Annotated in this window: 18 protein-coding genes; 11 read left to right on the forward strand and 7 right to left on the reverse strand. The window is 72.6% G+C overall.

The genetic code is table 11. The features are described from left to right. Nucleotides 1–184: 184 nt before the first annotated feature. A complete protein-coding gene (locus tag ACIHCX_RS11755) occupies nucleotides 185–1,144 on the forward strand; it encodes a DeoR/GlpR family DNA-binding transcription regulator (RefSeq protein WP_400028776.1) in 960 nt (319 codons plus the stop codon). A gap of 120 nt (nucleotides 1,145–1,264) precedes the next feature. Here ACIHCX_RS11755 and ACIHCX_RS11760 read toward each other — a convergent pair whose 3' ends face one another. Then, the gene (locus ACIHCX_RS11760; protein WP_400028777.1) at nucleotides 1,265–3,040 is read right to left on the reverse strand and encodes an acetyl/propionyl/methylcrotonyl-CoA carboxylase subunit alpha; all 1,776 of its coding nucleotides are present in this window, start codon (nucleotides 3,038–3,040) and stop codon (nucleotides 1,265–1,267) included. Between the two features lie 378 nt (nucleotides 3,041–3,418). Here ACIHCX_RS11760 and ACIHCX_RS11765 point away from each other — a divergent pair, with 378 nt between their 5' ends. Beyond that, nucleotides 3,419–4,069: a hypothetical protein gene (locus ACIHCX_RS11765; protein ID WP_400028778.1), complete on the forward strand. Its 651-nt coding sequence runs from the start codon at nucleotides 3,419–3,421 to the stop codon at nucleotides 4,067–4,069. Here the strand turns inward: ACIHCX_RS11765 and ACIHCX_RS11770 are convergent, their stop codons facing one another. From ACIHCX_RS11770 to ACIHCX_RS11785, 4 genes are all read right to left on the reverse strand, one after another. Continuing rightward, nucleotides 4,070–4,690, reverse strand: a complete 621-nt coding sequence (locus tag ACIHCX_RS11770; RefSeq protein ID WP_400028779.1) for a Maf family protein — start codon at nucleotides 4,688–4,690, stop codon at nucleotides 4,070–4,072. It abuts the gene before it with no gap. A 32-nt stretch (nucleotides 4,691–4,722) separates the two neighbouring features. Further along, nucleotides 4,723–4,851: a morphogenic membrane protein MmpB gene (mmpB, locus tag ACIHCX_RS11775; protein ID WP_400028780.1), complete on the reverse strand. Its 129-nt coding sequence runs from the start codon at nucleotides 4,849–4,851 to the stop codon at nucleotides 4,723–4,725. 589 nt (nucleotides 4,852–5,440) lie between these two features. Next, nucleotides 5,441–5,647, reverse strand: a complete 207-nt coding sequence (locus ACIHCX_RS11780) for an acyl-CoA carboxylase epsilon subunit (RefSeq protein WP_400028781.1) — start codon at nucleotides 5,645–5,647, stop codon at nucleotides 5,441–5,443. A 9-nt stretch (nucleotides 5,648–5,656) separates the two neighbouring features. After that, nucleotides 5,657–7,258 carry an acyl-CoA carboxylase subunit beta gene (locus ACIHCX_RS11785; RefSeq protein WP_400028782.1) on the reverse strand — a complete coding sequence of 534 codons (1,602 nt, stop codon included), beginning with the start codon at nucleotides 7,256–7,258 and terminating at the stop codon, nucleotides 5,657–5,659. Between the two features lie 111 nt (nucleotides 7,259–7,369). Between ACIHCX_RS11785 and ACIHCX_RS11790 the strand changes: the two genes are divergently transcribed. Both ACIHCX_RS11790 and ACIHCX_RS11795 read left to right on the forward strand, forming a co-directional pair. Further along, a complete protein-coding gene (locus ACIHCX_RS11790) occupies nucleotides 7,370–8,254 on the forward strand; it encodes a biotin--[acetyl-CoA-carboxylase] ligase (protein WP_400028783.1) in 885 nt (294 codons plus the stop codon). 255 nt (nucleotides 8,255–8,509) lie between these two features. Next, nucleotides 8,510–9,673: an adenylate/guanylate cyclase domain-containing protein gene (locus tag ACIHCX_RS11795; RefSeq protein ID WP_400028784.1), complete on the forward strand. Its 1,164-nt coding sequence runs from the start codon at nucleotides 8,510–8,512 to the stop codon at nucleotides 9,671–9,673. Between the two features lie 172 nt (nucleotides 9,674–9,845). Here the strand turns inward: ACIHCX_RS11795 and ACIHCX_RS11800 are convergent, their stop codons facing one another. Further along, nucleotides 9,846–10,658 carry a hypothetical protein gene (locus ACIHCX_RS11800; protein WP_400028785.1) on the reverse strand — a complete coding sequence of 271 codons (813 nt, stop codon included), beginning with the start codon at nucleotides 10,656–10,658 and terminating at the stop codon, nucleotides 9,846–9,848. 225 nt (nucleotides 10,659–10,883) lie between these two features. On the opposite strand from ACIHCX_RS11800, the gene ACIHCX_RS11805 reads away from it, so the two are divergent. From ACIHCX_RS11805 to hutH, 3 genes are all read left to right on the forward strand, one after another. Beyond that, a complete protein-coding gene (locus ACIHCX_RS11805) occupies nucleotides 10,884–11,678 on the forward strand; it encodes an enoyl-CoA hydratase/isomerase family protein (RefSeq protein ID WP_400028786.1) in 795 nt (264 codons plus the stop codon). A 69-nt stretch (nucleotides 11,679–11,747) separates the two neighbouring features. After that, on the forward strand, nucleotides 11,748–12,899 hold the full coding sequence (locus tag ACIHCX_RS11810) for a diguanylate cyclase domain-containing protein (RefSeq protein WP_400028787.1): 1,152 nt from the start codon (nucleotides 11,748–11,750) through the stop codon (nucleotides 12,897–12,899). A gap of 96 nt (nucleotides 12,900–12,995) precedes the next feature. Then, nucleotides 12,996–14,534 (forward strand): histidine ammonia-lyase, encoded by a 1,539-nt coding sequence (gene hutH, locus ACIHCX_RS11815; RefSeq protein WP_400029217.1) that lies wholly within the window; start codon nucleotides 12,996–12,998, stop codon nucleotides 14,532–14,534. Nucleotides 14,535–14,576: 42 nt separating this feature from the next. Here hutH and ACIHCX_RS11820 read toward each other — a convergent pair whose 3' ends face one another. Further along, nucleotides 14,577–14,912 (reverse strand): LAETG motif-containing sortase-dependent surface protein, encoded by a 336-nt coding sequence (locus ACIHCX_RS11820; RefSeq protein WP_400028788.1) that lies wholly within the window; start codon nucleotides 14,910–14,912, stop codon nucleotides 14,577–14,579. Between the two features lie 109 nt (nucleotides 14,913–15,021). On the opposite strand from ACIHCX_RS11820, the gene ACIHCX_RS11825 reads away from it, so the two are divergent. The 4 genes from ACIHCX_RS11825 to ACIHCX_RS11840 all read left to right on the forward strand — a co-directional run bounded on the left by ACIHCX_RS11825 (nucleotide 15,022) and on the right by ACIHCX_RS11840 (nucleotide 19,209). Beyond that, a complete protein-coding gene (locus ACIHCX_RS11825; protein ID WP_400028789.1) occupies nucleotides 15,022–15,414 on the forward strand; it encodes a hypothetical protein in 393 nt (130 codons plus the stop codon). 220 nt (nucleotides 15,415–15,634) lie between these two features. Then, nucleotides 15,635–16,879, forward strand: coding sequence for an Ig-like domain-containing protein (locus tag ACIHCX_RS11830; protein WP_400028790.1), 1,245 nt, complete (start codon nucleotides 15,635–15,637; stop codon nucleotides 16,877–16,879). Between the two features lie 112 nt (nucleotides 16,880–16,991). Continuing rightward, nucleotides 16,992–18,452, forward strand: coding sequence for an ABC transporter permease (locus ACIHCX_RS11835; protein WP_400028791.1), 1,461 nt, complete (start codon nucleotides 16,992–16,994; stop codon nucleotides 18,450–18,452). Nucleotides 18,453–18,525: 73 nt separating this feature from the next. Next, nucleotides 18,526–19,209 carry an ABC transporter ATP-binding protein gene (locus ACIHCX_RS11840; RefSeq protein ID WP_400028792.1) on the forward strand — a complete coding sequence of 228 codons (684 nt, stop codon included), beginning with the start codon at nucleotides 18,526–18,528 and terminating at the stop codon, nucleotides 19,207–19,209. The last annotated feature ends 49 nt before the right edge of the window (nucleotides 19,210–19,258 follow it).

The raw sequence follows: 19,258 nt of genomic DNA on the forward strand, positions 1-19,258 counted from the left end.
CGGCGCCCGGCTCCGAACTCCCCTTCTGTCACGGGGAGTCGCGAACCATGCCGGCGGTACAGGCGTGGGGGAGCAGGCGCGGGGACCAAACTCCATACCACTTCTCCCCCTGGCCTGCGAACAACTTCTGCTATTCGGCGCAAACTGCTGAAAGCAGACGGTCGCTGGGGTTACTGTCAGTTTCGTGTTCGCTGCTGAACGTCGCCAACTGATCCTCGAAATGGTGCGAGCGAACGGTGCCGTGTCGCTCCGTGAGCTCGCCCGTGTCGTCCAGACCTCCGAAGTGACCGTACGGCGGGACGTGCGGGCGCTGGAGGCCGAAGGACTCCTCGATCGCCGCCACGGCGGTGCGGTCCTCCCGGGTGGGTTCACCCGGGAGTCCGGCTTCCCGCAGAAGTCGCATCTGGCGACCGCGGAGAAGACGGCCATCGCCGACCTCGCCGCGGGTCTCGTCGAAGAGGGCGAGGCGATCGTCGTGGGCGCGGGGACGACCACCCAGGAGCTGGCCCGCCGGCTCGCCCGGGTGCCCGGCCTGACCGTCGTCACCAACTCCCTGCTGGTCGCCCAGGCGTTGGCCCACGCCAACCGCGTGGAGGTCGTGATGACCGGAGGCACGCTGCGCGGCTCCAACTACGCGCTCGTCGGGTCGGGGGCGGAGCAGTCGCTGCACGGGCTGCGGGTGTCCAAGGCCTTCCTGTCGGGGAGCGGACTGACGGCCGAGCGGGGCCTGTCCACCTCCAACATGCTGTCGGCGTCCGTCGACCGTGCCCTGGTGCAGGCCGCCGCGGAGGTGGTGGTCCTCGCCGACCACTCCAAGCTCGGTACGGACACGATGTTCCAGACCGTCCCGACCGATCTCGTCACCCGCCTGGTGACGGACGAGCCCCCGGCCCACGACGACCGCGCGGCCACCGAACTCCAGGCCCTCGCCGACCAGGGCGTCCAGATCGCCGTGGCCGGCGCGACGGGAAGCCCGGCGGCGGAACAGCCCCCGCCCCGCGACCGTCGCCGTGAGGTCCCGCTCCCCGGCCCTCGCCGCACCCAGCCGCCGGGCGCGAACCTCCGGCCGGCGTCCCTGGCCGGGGACCAGCCGAACGGCACGGAACGCCCGGCCGCACGGGTGGCGGACCTCCGGAGGCGCTGAGGGTTTCGCGCCGCCCTCGGAAAGCGTCCAGGGAAGGCCTTCGCACGCCCTCGGGAAATGCGAGGAGCCCGGCCGGGCCGCTCTCGCGGCTCGCCGGGCTCCCGCGGCTGTTCCGAGGGATCAGTCCTTGATCTCGCAGATGACGGCGCCGGAGGTGACGGAGGCGCCGACGTCGGCCGACAGGCCCTTGACGGTGCCGCTGCGGTGGGCGTTGAGGGGCTGTTCCATCTTCATGGCCTCCAGGACGACGACCAGGTCGCCCTCCTTGACCTCCTGGCCCTCCTCGACGGCGACCTTGACGATGGTGCCCTGCATCGGGGAGGCGAGGGTGTCGCCGGAGGCGAGGGGGCCGGACTTCTTCGCGGCGCGGCGCTTGGGCTTGGCGCCCGCGGCAAGGCCGGTGCGGGCCAGGGACATGCCCAGCGAGGTGGGCAGGGAGACCTCGAGGCGCTTGCCGCCGACCTCGACGACGACGGTCTCGCGGCCCGTCTCCTCGTCCGCCTCGGCGGCGTCGGCGGTGGCGGTGAAGGGCTTGATCTCGTTGACGAACTCGGTCTCGATCCAGCGGGTGTGGATCGTGAACGGGTCGGTGGAGTCGGTCAGTTCGGGGGCGAACGCCGGGTCGGTGACCACCGCGCGGTGGAAGGGGATCGCGGTGGCCATGCCCTCGACCTGGAACTCCGCCAGGGCGCGGGCGGCCCGCTGGAGGGCCTCCTTGCGGGTGCGGCCGGTCACGATCAGCTTGGCCAGCAGGGAGTCCCACGCCGGACCGATGACGCTGCCGGACTCCACGCCCGCGTCCAGGCGGACGCCCGGTCCGGTGGGCGGGGCGAAGTTCGTCACCGTGCCGGGGGCGGGCAGGAAGCCCCGGCCCGGGTCCTCGCCGTTGATCCGGAACTCGAAGGAGTGGCCGCGCAGCGGCGGGTCGTCGTAGCCCAGTTCCTCGCCGTCGGCGATGCGGAACATCTCGCGCACCAGGTCGAAGCCGGTGATCTCCTCGGTGACCGGGTGCTCGACCTGGAGCCGGGTGTTGACCTCCAGGAAGGAGATCGTGCCGTCCTGGCCGACCAGGAACTCGCAGGTGCCGGCGCCGACGTAGCCGGCCTCCTTCAGGATCGCCTTGGAGGCGCGGTACAGCTCGGCGACCTGCTCGTCGGACAGGAACGGCGCCGGGGCCTCCTCGACCAGCTTCTGGTGGCGGCGCTGGAGGGAGCAGTCACGGGTGGAGACGACGACCACGTTGCCGTGCTGGTCGGCCAGGCACTGGGTCTCCACGTGCCGGGGCCGGTCCAGGTAGCGCTCGACGAAGCACTCGCCGCGGCCGAAGGCGGCCACGGCCTCGCGCACCGCCGACTCGTACAGCTCGGGGACCTCGTCCAGGGTGCGGGCGACCTTCAGGCCGCGTCCGCCGCCGCCGAAGGCGGCCTTGATGGCGATCGGCAGGCCGTTCTCCTCGGCGAAGGCCACGACCTCCTCGGCGCCGGAGACGGGGTCGGGGGTGCCGGCCACCAGGGGCGCGCCGGCGCGCTGGGCGATGTGCCGGGCGGCGACCTTGTCACCGAGGTCGCGGATGGCCTGCGGCGGCGGGCCGATCCAGATCAGGTCGGCGTCCAGCACGGCCTGGGCGAAGTCGGCGTTCTCCGAGAGGAAGCCGTAGCCGGGGTGGATCGCGTCCGCACCGGACTCCTTCGCGGCCTTCAGCACCTTGTCGATGTCCAGGTAACTGGTGGCCGGGGTGTCACCGCCCAGGGCGAACGCCTCATCCGCGGCGCGGACATGCAGAGCGTCCCGGTCCGGGTCGGCGTAGACGGCCACGCTCGCGATCCCGGCGTCCCGGCAGGCCCGGGCAACGCGGACAGCGATTTCGCCACGGTTGGCGATGAGCACCTTGCGCACGATTGAGGCTCCCTCCTTGAAACAAGCCGAGTTTAGGGACTGCCGACACGGCGCATCGACCCGTCCCCGATGGTGAGCTTGCCCACACGGAGCGTGATTCGAGGCGCGCTCGACCTGCGAAATCCCTTGTCGCATCGCTCTACGCAGGACTCCTCCGGAAAACCCTAGCCCTCTCATGTGGTCAAGGTCTCTGTGAGGGCGTGCTGCGACGCACTTCGTTTCTTTGTGGAGTCCCTACGAATGGCCCAACGATTCTTTGCCGACGGCAGAACCCTTGTCCCCCCGTTTACCCGTTAGTAGCGTTCGCGATGTCTCGACAGTACTCGCGGTAACAGTAGAGCTCCCGAGCGGAGCAGCACTCGGAAGTGGGTGGAACCGGTGGTGCGCAGACCGGTGGCGTGGGTGGTGGCGCTCGTGCTCTTCGCCGAGGCGTTCGGCGTGGCGGCGCTGAACTGGTTCCTCGGCGAGGTCGTGCACCGGCAGAGGATGTCCCTGGCGGGCCTGGATCCGAACGTGATGTCGAACTCGTCGAGGGTCGGTGGTCTGGTCTTCGGCCTCTACTTCGCCCTGTGCGGGTTGGTCGCGCTGCTGGTGGCGGTGCGGGGCCGCCGGCCGGCCGGGTTCGGGCGCGTCCTGCTGGTCAGCGCGGCCGTGGTGCACGGGCTGCTGGGCGCGTTCGCCTGGGGGCTGGTGGGCTGGCGGGCGTTCCTGTGCATGGTGCTGGTGCTCGGGCTCATCGTGTTGCTGCTGATGACGTACGACGCCGAGGAGGGGCCGGCCGGCGCCGTGCCGGGCGGCCCCCGGGACGCGGGCGGCTCCGGGACCGAACCGGTCCCCTGGTCCGCAGGCGATCCGGATCACCGGGGCGAAGGCGGGAGCGAGGGCAGGGGCGACGGCGGGGGCGGGAGCGAAGGCGGGCCTGACGGCGACGGCGGGGGCGGGGGCGGGACCGGCCTCGGGGTGGAGGCGATCGGCCCCCTGGCGCCCCTCACTCCTCCGGCTCCTCCGGCCGAGGCCCGCAGACCCTGATCAGCCTTCCGCCGGCGCCCACAACTCCGTGATGCCCACGCCGAGTTCGGCCAGCAGGCGGCGGACCAGGGGCAGGCTGATGCCGATGACGTTGCCGTGGTCGCCGTCGATGCCGTCGATGAAGGGTGCCGAACGGCCGTCCAGGGTGAAGGCGCCGGCCACGTACAGGGGCTCGCCCGAGGCGACGTAGGCGGCGATCTCCTCGTCCGTCGGCTCGCCGAAGCGGACCACGGTGGAGGCGGTCGCCGAGGCGTGCCGCCCGCTCTCCGTGTCCCAGACGCAGTGCCCGGTCTGGAGGGTGCCGGCCCGGCCGCGCATCGCCTTCCAGCGGGCGGTGGCCTCCTCGGCGTCGGCGGGCTTGCCCAGGGCCTGGCCGTCCAGGTCGAGCACCGAGTCGCAGCCGATCACCAGCGCGCCCCGGAGCTCCGGGCGGGCCGCCACCACGGAGGCCTTCGCCTCGGCGAGCGCGAGCGCCAGTTCGGCGGGGGTGGGCGCGGTGACCGCGTCCTCGTCGACGCCGCTCACGACGACCTCCGGGTCGAGCCCGGCCTGCCGGAGCAGCCCGAGCCGGGCGGGGGACTGGGAGGCGAGCACGAGTCGGCGGCGCGGCTGGTCTGTCATACGGTCAGCGTATCGGCGGCGCTTCCTCCGGCTCACCTCAAGCCGATCACGAACATCGCCAGCACCATGGCCAGGGCCATGAGAACGCCCAGCCGCCGCAACATGTTCTGCATGTCACGCAGTTCCTTCGGCGGCTCGTTCTCGGGATCGGACCACAGCATCCCCCGATCCTGCGACCCGGACGACACCGCACGCCTGAGTACGCGTACTCAACTTAGGTCCGCCACCCGCGGCCCCACCCGGACAGACCGACGACCGACGGGCGGAGGCAAGCACCGGGGCGGAACTGTGCCGGAGCGCGCGGGGAGGCGCCGGGCCTCGGGGGAGCGTGCGGGGGAGGTGCCGGGGCTTGAGGGGAGTGCGCGGGCGGCGTCGGGCCTGCGGGGGCACGCAGGGGAGGCGCCGGGACCCGGGCGGGGTACACAGGCGCAGACCCATCCGGAGGCTCAGGGGCGCACCCCAGCCGGGGTGCAGGGGCGGAGCCCCGCCGGGGTCTGGGGCGGAGCCCCAGGGGTGGCCGCCCGTGCCCGACCGGGTCGGCCGGGCGCGGGCGGCGAAGTGCCCGGGGGAGCCCCGCACGGGGTGCGAGGGTGGAGCCCCGTCGGGGTCTGGGGCGGAGCCCCAGGGGACGGTTGCCTTCAGGCTTACCGAGTCGGGTGGGCGGGTGGGTGAAGTGCCTGGGGCGGAGCCCCAGGGGTGGTTACCTCTTGGCGTGCCGAGACGGGTGGGTGGGCGCACCCGGGCCAGGGCTCAGCCTGGCCAGTAGGTGCGGGCCCAGGCCGTCGGGCTCGGCTGGGGGACGCGGTGGGCGGCGAGGCGGGACGGGTCGGACCAGGAGTCTCGGGGGGCGTGCGCGCCGGACGGCGTGTCGGCAGCCGCCGCGGCGCGCGCCCGGACCACCGCCAGGGCGGCGGCGAGCTCCTCCGGGGTGGGATTGCCTCGTACGACCTTGATCACAGCGGCTCCTTACAGGGGGATGTTGCCGTGCTTCTTCGGAGGCAGGGATTCCCGCTTGGTGCGCAGCTGACGCAGGCCGCGCACCAGGTGGGAACGGGTGTCCGACGGCTTGATCACCGCGTCGATGTAACCGCGTTCGGCCGCGACGTAGGGGTTGAGGAGGGCGTCCTCGTACTCCTGGATCAGCCGGGCGCGGGTCGCCTCGGCGTCCCCCGCGGCCTCGGCCTCGGCGATCGTGCGGCGGTGCAGGATGTTGACCGCCCCCTGGGCGCCCATGACGGCGATCTGGGCGGTCGGCCAGGCCAGGTTGAGGTCGGCGCCCAGGTGCTTGGAGCCCATGACGTCGTAGGCGCCGCCGAAGGCCTTGCGGGTGATCACCGTGATCAGCGGCACCGTCGCCTCGGCGTAGGCGAAGATCAGCTTGGCGCCGCGGCGGATGATGCCGGTGTGCTCCTGGTCGACGCCCGGGAGGAAGCCGGGCACGTCCACGAAGGTGAGCACGGGCACGTTGAAGGCGTCGCAGGTCCGTACGAAGCGGGCGGCCTTCTCGGAGGCGTCGATGTCCAGGCAGCCGGCGAACTGCATCGGCTGGTTGGCGACGATGCCGACCGGATGGCCCTCCACCCGCCCGAACCCGGTGAGGATGTTCGGCGCGAACAGCGGCTGGGTCTCGAGGAACTCGGCGTCGTCCAGGACGTGCTCGATCACCGTGTGCATGTCGTACGGGTGGTTCGCGCTGTCCGGGACGACCGCGTCCAGTTCCAGGTCCTCCGCCGAGATGGCCACGTCGGCCTCCTCGGGGAAGACCGGAGGCTCGGAGAGGTTGTTCGACGGCAGGTACGACAGCAGCTGCTTGACGTACTCGATCGCGTCCTTCTCGTCCCCGGCCATGTGGTGGGCCACGCCGGAGGCGGTGTTGTGGGTCCGGGCGCCGCCCAGCTCCTCGAAGCCGACGTCCTCGCCGGTGACCGTCTTGATGACGTCCGGGCCGGTGATGAACATGTGCGAGGTCTGGTCGACCATGATCGTGAAGTCGGTGATCGCCGGCGAGTAGACCGCGCCGCCCGCGCATGGGCCCACGACCAGGCTGATCTGCGGGATCACCCCGGAGGCATGGGTGTTGCGGCGGAAGATCTCCCCGTACGCGCCGAGGGAGGCGACCCCCTCCTGGATCCGGGCGCCGCCCGAGTCGTTGATCCCGATCACCGGGCAGCCGGTCTTCAGGGCGAAGTCCATCACCTTGACGATCTTCTGCCCGTAGACCTCGCCGAGCGCTCCGCCGAAGACGGTGAAGTCCTGCGAGAACACCGCGACCGGGCGGCCGTCGACCATGCCGTAGCCGGTGACGACGCCGTCCCCGTACGGGCGGTTCTGCTCCAGGCCGAAGTTGGTGGAACGGTGCCGGGCGAACTCGTCCAGCTCCACGAACGACCCCTCGTCGAGCAGCAGTTCGATCCGCTCGCGGGCCGTCAGCTTCCCCTTGGCGTGCTGCTTCTCCACGGCGCGCTCGGAGCCGGCGTGCGTCGCTGCCAGGACGCGGCGCTGAAGATCCGCGATCTTGCCCGCGGTCGTGTGAATGTCGATCTCTTGGCGCTCTTCCGGCTCGGACATCGCGATCGCGGCTCCCTGCCTGCTCAGAAGGGGGGACGGTTACTCATCCGTAGCGTAGTAGGGGGTTCGCCGTTCGGCAGTGCGGCGTTTCCCACACCTAGGGTGGCTTGCATGACGCCCCGAGATGCAGCAGACGACACCCCCGACCCCGTGCCGCACGGCAGCCGCTGGTCCGACCTGGACCGCCCGCCCCTGAACGCCGGGGCCCTGCGGCGCGGCCTGGTGCGGGCGGGCGGGCTGTGGTCCGAGGTGGACGTGGTGCAGAGCACCGGCTCCACGAACACGGACCTGGTGGCCCGGGCCGCCGAGGGAAGGGTGGCCGAGGGGGCCGTCCTGGTCGCCGAGGAGCAGACCTCAGCCCGGGGCCGCCTGGACCGCCGGTGGACGGCCCCGCCCCGCTCCGGGTTGTTCTTCTCGGTGCTGCTGAGGCCCAGCGAGGTGCCGGTGGCCCGCTGGGGCTGGCTGCCGCTGCTCACCGGGGTCGCGGTGGCCACGGGCCTGTCCCGGGCCGCCGGGGTCGACACGGCGCTGAAGTGGCCGAACGACCTGCTGGTGACGGTCGGCGGCGAGGAGCGCAAGGCCGGCGGCATCCTGGCCGAGCGGGCCGGCGAGGACGCGGTGGTCGTCGGCATCGGCATCAACGTCTCGCTGCGGCAGGACGAGCTCCCCGTCCCGCAGGCCGGTTCCCTCGCGCTCGCCGGAGCCGTGAGCACCGACCGCGACCCGCTGCTGCGGGCGGTCCTGCGGTCCCTGGAGGACTGGTACGGCCGATGGCGGGCGGCGGGAGGCGATGCGGCCGCGAGCGGTCTCCAGGAGACGTACGCGGCGGGCTGCGCGACGCTCGGGCGGGCGGTCCGGGCGGAACTGCCGGGCGACCGGTCTCTGGTGGGGGAGGCGGTCGCGGTGGACGGCGACGGCCGTCTGGTCATCGCCACGGAGGCGGGAGTGCAGGAGCCGGTCGGAGCGGGCGACATCGTGCACCTGCGCCCGGCGTGAACCTCCCCGCGGGGGGACCGGGTCCGACGTCCCTGTCCGGGGCTAGGGGCCCGGGGGCCCGGCGTCCGGGGCGGGGCGTGATCGTGCGCGGCCACGGGGCACGCCGGTCGTGGTGCCGCCGGCGCCGGAGCCGGCGCCGGAACAGCGCCGGTCAGCTCCACTCCCGGCGCAACCTTGCGGAGTGAGCTGGCGCACACCTGCCGTAGAGTTGAGGCCGGTCGTACCTGACCGTGGCAGATCGGAAGGGCAGCAGGCGTGACCGTCGACGACACGGGCTCCGGCGCGGACGCGGACGGCCGGGACGAGCCTCCGCCATTCTCGTCCTCGCACGAGCAGAAGGACCCTGAGGCCGCCGACTCCGGCGAACACCCTCTCGCGCTGCGTCTCGAACAGCTCATCCTGGGCGCGGAGCGGCGCTACACCCCGTTCCAGGCGGCTCGCAGCGCCGGTGTCTCCATGGAGCTGGCGTCCCGCTTCTGGCGGGCCATGGGCTTCGCCGACATAGGGCAGGCCAAGGCGCTCACGGAGGCCGACGTGCTGGCCCTGCGGCGGCTCGCCGGTCTGGTCGAGGCAGGCCTGCTCAGCGAGGCCATGGCCGTACAGGTGGCCCGGTCCACCGGGCAGACCACCGCCCGTCTGGCCGAATGGCAGATGGACTCCTTCCTGGAGGGCCTGACCGAGCCGCCCGAGCCCGGCATGACCCGCACCGAGGTGACGTACCCGATCGTCGAGCTGCTGCTGCCGGAGCTGGAGGAGTTCCTGGTCTACGTCTGGCGTCGCCAGCTCGCCGCCTCGGCCGGCCGGGTCGTGCAGGCCGCCGACGACGAGGAGATGGTCGACCGGCGGCTGGCCGTGGGCTTCGCGGACCTCGTCGGGTTCACCCGGCTGACCCGCCGGATGGAGGAGGAGGAGCTCGGCGAGCTGGTCGAGGCGTTCGAGACGACCTCGGCCGACCTCGTGGCCGCGCGCGGCGGCCGGCTCATCAAGACGCTCGGCGACGAGGTGCTGTACGCCGCCGACGACGCCGGTACGGCGGCGGACATCGCGCTGCGGCTGGTCGAGACGATGGCGCACGACGAGACGATGCCGGAGCTGCGGGTGGGCATGGCGTTCGGCACGGTGACCACTCGTATGGGCGATGTCTTCGGCACCACCGTCAACCTCGCCTCCCGGCTCACCTCGATAGCCCCGCGTGACGGGGTCCTGGTGGACAGCGCCTTCGCCGAGGAGCTGATCCGCACCGGCGACGCCCCGGCGTCCGAGGCGGAGGCGGCCGAGGCCGCCGCGGCCGCGGAGAAGGAGGGCGAGGAGCCGCCGGTGTACCGGTTCGCCCTCCAGCCGATGTGGCAGCGCCCGGTGCGCGGCCTGGGCGTGGTCGAACCCTGGCTGCTCGCCCGGCGGAACGACGGGACCGCGTAACCGGAGGCCGCGTGACCGGGGGCCGCGGCACGGCGGTCGCGGCCCGGGCCGGCGCCCGGATCAGCGGCGGGCGGGCGGACCGGCGCCCGGGTCAGAGGGGGGACCGGCAGGCGGATCGGCGCCCGGACCAGAGGGTCAGCGAGTGGGACCGGCAGGTGGGCCGGCGCCCGGGTCAGCGGGTGGGACCGGCCTCGATGCCCACGCACAGCCCGATGATCGGCAGGCACAGGCCACCCCCGCCGGAGGGCGGGGCAGGGGGCGGCGTACTCCGGCTCGGGGTCGGTGTGGGCCGTGGCGCCGGGTACGTGGGGGCGGGCGGCAGGGGCGCGTCGGTGGGGTCCGGGTCCGGCTGCTCCGGCGGGTCCGTGTCCGCGGGGAGCGCCGTGGGAACGGTCGTGGTCCCGGGGAGCGCCGAGGGCTCCGCGGCGGCCGCCGCCGACGGGGACTCCGTCGGCGCTGAGTCCGAGTCCGGGTCCGGTGCGGCGCTCACCCCGCCCAGGGCGACGGTCGCCGAGGGCGCGGTCGTCGCGGCCGCCGGAGGGGCCCCGGCCGTGGTGGAGGCGTCGACGGGGGTTCCGGCGGAGCCGCCGGAGCCGTGCCCCGGGGCCGCGTGGGACTCGGCCTCCACGGTGCCCGGACCGCCCAGCCCGGACTCGGGCGCCAGCCGTACGAGGCTGAGCACCCCGGCCGCCACCGCGAGCCCTCCGGCGGCCAGCAGAGCCTTGCGGGGCCGGTGCCTGCGGTGCCGTCCGCGGGCACCGGGGCCCCGGAGCGGCGTCCGTGCACCGGCGGTCTCCTCCGCCGTGGCATCGGCGCCTATGCCCGTATCGCCGTCCTTGCCGTCGTGGTCATCCTTGCCGTCGCGCCCGTCGCGCCCGTCGCGCCCGTCGCGCCCGTCGCGCCCGTCGCGCCCGTCGCGCCCGTCGCGCCCGTCGCGCCCGCCGCGGTCGTCGTGTTGCCGGGCTCTGGCCGTGTGCGTCGTCATCGCCGTCCTCCCCGATGCGCTCGCGCCCCCCGATGCGCCATGGCGGACGCACGTTATGCGTTCTCCTGCGGGTTCGGCGGGAGTTGGGTGGGGATGTCACTCGAACGGGGGGCCGGGTCTCGACAACGGGGCCGTGTCGGTGTTCCATTCGCCCTTTCCCTGTGCGCGCCCGGCTGCGATGATCGGGGCTGGTTCTTGTTAACCCGCGTTAACCAGGAGGGTGTCATGAGCGAGGAGCGGTTCGGCGAGTTCGTGCTGGTGCGGCGGCACGGGTACGTCGCGGAGCTCGTCCTGGACCGGCCGAAGGCGATGAACGCCGTGTCCACGGACATGGCCCGGTCGATCGCCGCGGCGTGTGCGGCGCTCGCCGCCGACCGGGACGCGCGCGTGGTCGTTCTGACCTCCTCGCACGAGCGGGCGTTCTGCGTCGGGGCCGACCTGAAGGAGCGCAACTCCTTCAGCGACGCCGACCTGATGCGCCAGCGCCCGGTCGCGCGCGCGGCGTACACCGGCGTCCTGGAACTGCCCCTGCCGACGATCGCCGCGGTGCACGGGTTCGCGCTCGGCGGCGGCTTCGAGCTGGCCCTGTCCTGCGACGTGATCGTGGCCGACCGTACGGCCGTGGTGGGGCTGCCCGAGGTGTCCGTGGGGGTGATCCCCGGCGGCGGCGGTACGCAGCTGCTGCCCCGGCGGGTGGGGGCCGCGCGGGCGGCCGAGCTGATCTTCACGGCGCGTCGGCTGGAGGCGCCGGAGGCGGCCGAGCTGGGCCTCGTGGACTGTCTGGTGGACGAGGGCCGGGACCGCGAGGAGGCGCTCGAGCTGGCCTCCCGGATGGCGGCGAACTCGCCGGTGGGGCTGCGTGCCGCCAAGCGGGCACTGCGCCTCGGGCACGGCCTCGACCTGCGGACCGGCCTGGAGGTCGAGGACGCGGCCTGGCGCTCGGTCGCCTTCTCCGCGGACCGCGCGGAGGGAGTGGCGGCCTTCAACGAGAAGCGCGCCCCGCGCTGGCCGGGAGAGTAGCGGCGGCCGCGGCGCGCTTTCTCGTGGGGCAATGTCTCGATTCGTCCGAAACATCCCTAGCCTGGGGTGATGGGCGAGAACAGGCGGCTGGCGGCCGTCGTGGCGTTGGCGCAGGGGATGGCCGCGGCGCAGACCTCGCGCGAGTCGTGGCGGGCGGCGGCGCTCGGCGCGTGCCGGGCGCTGGAGGGGAACTTCGCCGCGCTCTCGGTGTGGGAGCGCGAGCGCGGCCGGCTGCGGGTCCTGGTGAACGTGGGGGACCGGGCACCGGGAGAGGAGGAGTTCCCGGAGCGCGAGGCCTACCCGGTGCACCAGTTCCCGGAGATCACCGAGTTCCTGCACGAGCGGTGGGCCTCGGGAGGTGAACCCGACGCCTGGGTGGAGACCGCCGAGGGCGCGGCCGAGGGGCACCCCGGCTACCGCCACCAGCGGGTCGCGGCGCTGCGCCGGCGCGGGCGCGGCTGCTGCGTGGTCGCGCCGATCGTGCAGCACGGACGCGCCTGGGGCGAGCTCTACGTGGCCCGTCCGGTCGGCCTCCCCCTCTTCGCCCGGTCCGACGCCGACTTCGCCACCGTGCTGGCCGCCGTGGTCGCCGCCGGGCTGGCCCAGAGCGAGCGGCTGGAGGAGGTCCGCAGGCTGGCGTTCACGGACGCGCTGACCGGGCTCGCCAACCGCCGTGCGGTCGACGTGATGCTCGACGAGGCGATCGAGCGGCACCGCGCGGACGGGGTCGCCGTCAGCCTCGTCGTCTGCGACCTCAACGGGCTCAAGCAGGTCAACGACACCCTCGGCCACGCCGTCGGCGACCGGCTCCTCGAACGGTTCGGCTCCGTGCTGTCGCTGTGCGGTGCGATGGTGCCGGGCGCCCTCGTGGCGCGGCTCGGCGGCGACGAGTTCTGCCTGGTCGCGGTGGGGCCCTCGGTCGACGAGGTGGTCAAGGCGGCCGACGAGCTGTGCCGGCGCGCGGCCGAGCTGGAGCTGGGGCAGGGAGCCGCCTGCGGGGTGGCCTCGACCGAGAACGCGATCGGGCCCGTACCGTCGGCGAGGCGGCTGTTCCGGCTCGCCGACGCCGCCCAGTACCGGGCGAAGGCGCTGCGCGCCGATCGGCCCGTGCTGGCCGGCCGGGAGGGCCCGCAGGACCCGGTCGTCCACCTCGCCGACGCGCCCCCGCCCGCCGCTCAGGCACCGGCGGAGCGGCGCCGCTTCCGGGGCCGCAGGCCCTGAGCGGCGCCGGGGATCGCGGCCGCGCCTTGTAAGAGTCACTCCCGGCATCCACTAGTGACATCGCCGCATTCACTGCGTACGCTCCTGAATATGGATATGCATACTGTGGTGGTGGGGACGTCGGGGGTCACCGCGTCCGACGTTCTCGCCGTGGCGCGCGGCGGCGCCCGCGTCGAGCTCTCCGACGAGGCGGTGGCGGCCCTCGCGGCGGCCCGGGAGATCGTGGACGCGCTGGCGGCCAAGCCCGAGCCCGTCTACGGCGTCAGCACCGGCTTCGGAGCCCTGGCGACCCGGCACATCAGCCCGGAACTGCGCGCCCAGCTCCAGCGCAACATCGTCCGCTCGCACGCCGCCGGCATGGGCCCGAGGGTCGAGCGCGAGGTCGTGCGCGCGCTGATGTTCCTGCGGCTGAAGACCGTGTGCTCCGGGCACACCGGCGTGCGCCCCGAGGTCGCGCAGACCATGGCCGACGTGCTCAACGCCGGCATCACCCCGGTCGTGCACGAGTACGGCTCCCTCGGCTGCTCCGGCGACCTCGCCCCGCTGTCCCACTGCGCCCTCACCCTCATGGGAGAGGGCGACGCGGAGGGCCCCGACGGGGTCGTCCGTCCCGCCGCCGAACTGCTCGCCGAGCACGGCATCCGCCCCGTCGAGCTGCGCGAGAAGGAGGGCCTGGCCCTCCTCAACGGCACCGACGGCATGCTCGGCATGCTGATCATGGCGCTCGCCGACCTCGACGCCCTGTACAAGTCCGCCGACATCACCGCCGCCCTCAGCCTGGAGGCGCTGCTCGGCACGGACAAGGTCCTCGCCCCCGAACTGCATGCCGTCCGCCCGCACCCGGGACAGGGCGCCTCCGCCGCCAACATGGCGGCCGTGCTCAAGGGTTCCGGCCTCACCGGGCATCACCAGGACGACGCTCCTCGCGTGCAGGACGCCTACTCCGTGCGCTGCGCCCCGCAGGTCGCCGGCGCCGGCCGGGACACCCTCGCGCACGCCCGCCTGGTCGCCGAGCGCGAACTCGCCTCCGCTGTCGACAACCCGGTCGTCCTGCCCGACGGACGGGTCGAGTCCAACGGCAACTTCCACGGCGCCCCGGTCGCCTACGTGCTGGACTTCCTCGCCATCGCCGCCGCCGACCTCGGCTCGATCGCCGAGCGCCGCACCGACCGGCTGCTCGACAAGAACCGCAGCCACGGCCTGCCGCCGTTCCTCGCCGACGACGCGGGCGTCGACTCGGGCCTGATGATCGCCCAGTACACGCAGGCCGCGCTGGTCAGCGAGATGAAGCGGCTCGCCGTACCGGCGTCCGCCGACTCGATCCCGTCCTCCGCCATGCAGGAGGACCACGTCTCCATGGGCTGGTCGGCGGCGCGCAAGCTGCGGACGGTCGTCGGCAACCTGACCCGGATCATCGCGATCGAGCTGTACGCCGCCTCCCGCGCCGTGGAACTGCGCGAGGGCCTGACCCCGGCCCCGGCGAGCCGGGCGGTCATCGACGCCGCCCGCGAGGCGGGGGTGGGGGGACCGGGTCCGGACCGCTTCCTCGCGCCCGACCTCGCCGCCGCGGACGCCTTCGTGCGGGACGGCCGGCTCCTCGCGGCGGCCGAGACCGTCACGGGACCGCTGCTGTAGGACGGCGGGCCGGGTCCCAAGTCGTAGGACCGGCGGACGGGTTCAGAAGCCGAGGCGTTCGCGGCGCACGGAGTAGACCACGAAACCGGCGCCCAGTATGAGCAGCGCGGTGCCGCCGACGACGTAGGGCGTGGTGTCGATGCTTCCGGTGTCGGCGAGTTCGGTCCCGCTCCCGGCGGAGGCGTCCTCCTGGGCGCCGGACGTCTGAGCCGCCGCGGCGGGCCGTCCCTGCTCCGTGACCTGGGCTGTCGGCGCCGCCGGGTCCGCCCCTCTCGCCGGAGTGCCCACCGAGGCGTCCGCGGACGGGACGAACCACAGGGCGCCCAGGAGGGTGCCCGCGGCGGTGGCGGTCAGCAACGTTCGGCGAGCGGTTGACACGGAATATCGATCCCCTTGTGGCGCTGGTGAATTGGCCGTGTGGGGCGATGTTAGTGAACGTCGCGGGTCACGGGAAAGTCACGGGAGGTTTGAGTCGTACGCTCCGACCATGAGCACTCCAGCAACTTCACGTTTTGTCCGCCTCACGGTCGAGCTCGTCGTCGAGATCGAGGACGACGACGTCGTCGTCGGGGCGGCCCGCAGCCGGATCGCCGAGCACGCCGAGGAAGGCGAGTTGGACCCCGCGGAACGGGCACACGCCGAGGGGGCTGTGACGGAAGACACCGCCGAGGCCCTCTCGTACCTGGTCGATCCGTTCGTACTGGTCGGCGAGGTGCCGGGGGTGGAACTCCAGCAGGCCTCCTGGTCGAGCGAGCGCATCGCGTACGACCCGGATTCGCCTGACTGGGAGTTCGGCGAGGATGATGGCGATCAGGAAGACCAGGAAGACGAGGAAATCGGGGACGACGAGGAGGCGGGCGGCGCCGGGCACTCCGGTTGACGTCGCCCGCGTCACATCGAGGACCCCGGCCGCAACCGGCGTCCGGGGTTTCGTCGTCTCACGCAACGCGCAGGTCGGGCCGCGCACCGTCCGTTACGACGGTCGTGGCGAGTCCCACATCTCCACAACGTGGGAAATGGGACGAAACGGTCGTAGCGTTGAGGACTCGCGACGGGGGACTCGAGGGGTTTGGGACTCGCCAACGATGGAGAAGCGTGTGATGACGAACAGTAAGCGGCGCAAGCGCCTGACGGCCGCGTCCGCACTGCTCGGCGGTGTACTGGTGCTCACGGCCTGTTCCGGCAACGGCGACAAGGCCGACGGGGGCGGCGACACCTCGCAGGCCAAGGCCGACAAGGCCGCGGCCCAGGAGTCGTCGGAGGCCCAGATCAAGATCACACCAGCGGACGGGTCCGACAACGCCTCGATCAACAACTCCGCTGCCGTGACCGTGGCCAAGGGCACACTGACGAAGGTCACCATGACGACGGCCGACGGCACGGCGGTCGAGGGGCAGATATCGGCCGACAAGAAGAGCTGGAAGCCCAGCGCCCAACTCCAGCGCGCCACCACCTACAAGGTGGCCGCGACCGCCACGGACGCCAAGGGCCGCGACGCCCACGAGAACGGCTCCTTCACCACCGTGGCCCCGGCGCACAGCTTCATCGGCTCCTTCACGCCGGACGACGGCACCACCGTCGGCGTCGGCATGCCCGTGTCCATCAACTTCGACAAGGCGATCACCAACAAGGCGGACGTCGAGAAGGGCATCACGGTCACCTCCTCCAGCGGCCAGGAGGTCGCCTGTCACTGGTTCGGCGTCCAGCGCATGGACTGCCGTCCCGAGAACTACTGGCAGGAGAACTCCACCGTCACGCTGAAGCTCGACCTCGACGGCGTCGAGGGTGCCCAGGGCGTCTACGGCGTCCAGCAGAAGACGGTCACCTTCCACATCGGCCGCAACCAGGTCTCCTACGTCGACGCCAAGACCAAGCAGATGAAGGTCACGCGGGACGGCAAGGTCATCAAGACCATCCCGATCTCCGCGGGCGCCCCGGAGCACACCACGTACGAGGGTGCGATGGTGATCTCCGAGAAGTTCCAGCAGACGCGGATGAACGGCGCGACGGTCGGCTTCACCGACGACGACGGCAAGGGCGAGTACGACATCAAGGACGTGCCGCACGCCATGCGCCTGACCAACTCGGGCACCTTCATCCACGGCAACTACTGGGGCGGCTCGGGCGTCTTCGGCAGCGTCAACACCAGCCACGGCTGTGTGGGCCTGCAGGACGCGAAGGGCGCGAAGGACCCGAACACCCCGGGCGCGTGGTTCTTCAACAACTCGATCGTCGGTGACGTCGTCGTCGTGCAGAACACCGGCGACAAGACCGTCGCCCCGGACAACGGCCTCAACGGCTGGAACATGAGCTGGGCGCAGTGGAAGGCCGGTTCGTCCTCCTGACGACCGCTCGGATGTGAAGACCGGTGCCGTCCCTCGGGGCGGCACCGGTCTTCTCATGGTTCTCTCAGGACGGCCTCAAGACCTCATCAGGCTGCGCCTCTACCGTCGGCGCATGTTCTTCACCTACCTGAGGCGCGAGTTGCGCCGCCGCCGGAAGGCGGCCCTCGTCGTCGCCTCCGGCCTCGCGCTGGGCATCGCGCTGGTCATCGTGGTCAACTCCGTGTCCAACGGCATGGGCGCGGCGCAGGAGAAGGTCCTGCAGTCGCTGTACGGCTTGGGCACGGACATGACCGTCACCAAGGCGGCCACACCGCCCTCCGGTGACTCCGCGCGCCCCCGCTTCCGGTTCGACGCCAAGGACAACGGGTCCAAGGACACCCAGAGCACCGACCGGGTCATGGTGCAGGGCTTCACCACCCTGTCCGCCGCCACGGTCGACAAGGTCGCCGGCCAGCAGGGCGTCTCCTCCGCGGTCGGCGGGCTCAGCCTCAACGTGGTGAAGGTCAGCGGGCAGTTCACGCGCGGTCAGTTCAAGCAGGGCGGCGGGGGCTTCGAGATGCACCGCGGGTCGGGCTCCGAGCCGCAGGGCAAGGTCGAGGGCGGCGGCGCCGACTTCGACGTCAACCAGTACACCGTCTTCGGCACCGACGTCACCAAGCCGGAGCTCGGCCCGCTGACCTCCTCGGAGATCACCGGCGGTCGTACCTTCAAGACCACCGAGACGGACGCGAAGGTCGTCGTCGCCGACTCCGCGTACGCCAAGGAGAAGAAGCTCAAGGTCGGGAGCACCGTCACGGTCAAGGGCGTCAAGTACGAGGTGATCGGCATCGCCACCGCCAGCAGCGGGGACGCGGCGGCCAACCTCTACATGCCGCTGAAGCAGGCGCAGACCCTCAGCGACAACAAGGACAAGGTCACCACGATCTACGTCAAGGCGACCGACTCCCAGCAGATCGACGCCGTCAAGAGCGGCATCCAGAAGAACGTCTCGGGCACCACGGTCACCACCTCTGCCGACCTTGCCAAGACCGTCTCCGGCTCGCTGTCCACCGCCTCCAGCCTGGCCACCAACGTCGGCAAGTGGCTGTCCATCGCGGTGCTCGTGGCCGCGTTCCTGGTCGCGGGCCTGCTCACCTCCTCCGCCGTCTCCCGGCGGGTGCGCGAGTTCGGCACGCTCAAGGCGCTGGGCTGGAAGTCCGGCCGGGTGACCCGGCAGGTGGTCGGCGAGGCCGTCGTCAACGGCCTGGTCGGCGGCGTCTTCGGCATAGCGCTCGGCCTGGCGGGCGCGTACGCGGTGACCGCGATCAGCCCGACGCTCCAGGCGCAGCTCGGCGGGTCGGGCGGCGGGGGTGCCTTCGGCGGCGGCGGGGGCTTCCCCGGCGGCGGGGGCCTCGTCGGCCCCGGCCGGCAGGCCGCGAAGTCCCTGGAGGTCGCGCTCACCGCGCCGGTCAGCCTCACCACCATCGGCCTGGCGGTCGGCCTCGCCGTGGCCGGCGGCCTGATCGCCGGCGCGTTCGGCGGCTGGCGGGCCTCCCGGCTGCGTCCGGCGGACGCCCTGCGGCGCGTCGAGTAGCGCGCGCCGCCCCGCCGCGACCCGGCCGGTCCCCGGCCCCCGTTCTCCCCGCATCCCAGGAGCTGCTTCCCCCATGTACGAACTCACCGGCGTCACCAAGCACTACACCCGGGGCAAGGAGGTCGTCCGTGCCCTCGACGAGGTCGACCTGACCATCGGCGACGGCGACCGCCTGGTCATCCAGGGCCCCACCGGCGGCGGCAAGTCGACGCTGCTGCAGATGCTGGGCGGCCTGGACCGGCCCACCTCCGGCCAGGTCGTCCTCGACGGCACCGACCTTGCGAGGCTGCCCGAGGCCCGGCTCACCCGGGTGCGCAGCGAGAGCATCGGCTTCGTCTTCCAGTCCTTCAACCTGATCCCCACCCTGACCGCGCAGGAGAACGTCGAGACCGCCCTCGTCCCACTCGGCATCAAGGCCGCCGCACGGCGCGAACGGGCAGCCGAGGCCCTGGAGTCGGTCGGGCTCGGCGAACGGCTCGGACACCTGCCGTCGGAGATGTCCGGAGGCCAGCAGCAGCGCGTCGCCATCGCCCGCGCCCTGGTCAAGCAGCCGAAGGTGCTGCTCGCCGACGAACCCACCGGAAACCTCGACGAGTCCATGCGTGACGAGATCATGGACGTGCTCGAACGGATGTGGAAGGAGCACGGGTTGACGTTCGTCATGGTCACCCACGACTCCACCATCGCGAAGAAGGCCCCACGCGTGGCGACCATCCGCAAGGGCCGCATCACCGTCAAGGAGAACGCGGGCGCCTGACACGACGCCACCGGGCCGTGCTGAGCGGCGGCTCTTGCCGGGCGGATGT

The sequence above is a fragment of the Streptomyces sp. NPDC052043 genome (assembly GCF_044548235.1).
Taxonomy (GTDB): Bacteria; Actinomycetota; Actinomycetes; order Streptomycetales; family Streptomycetaceae; genus Streptomyces.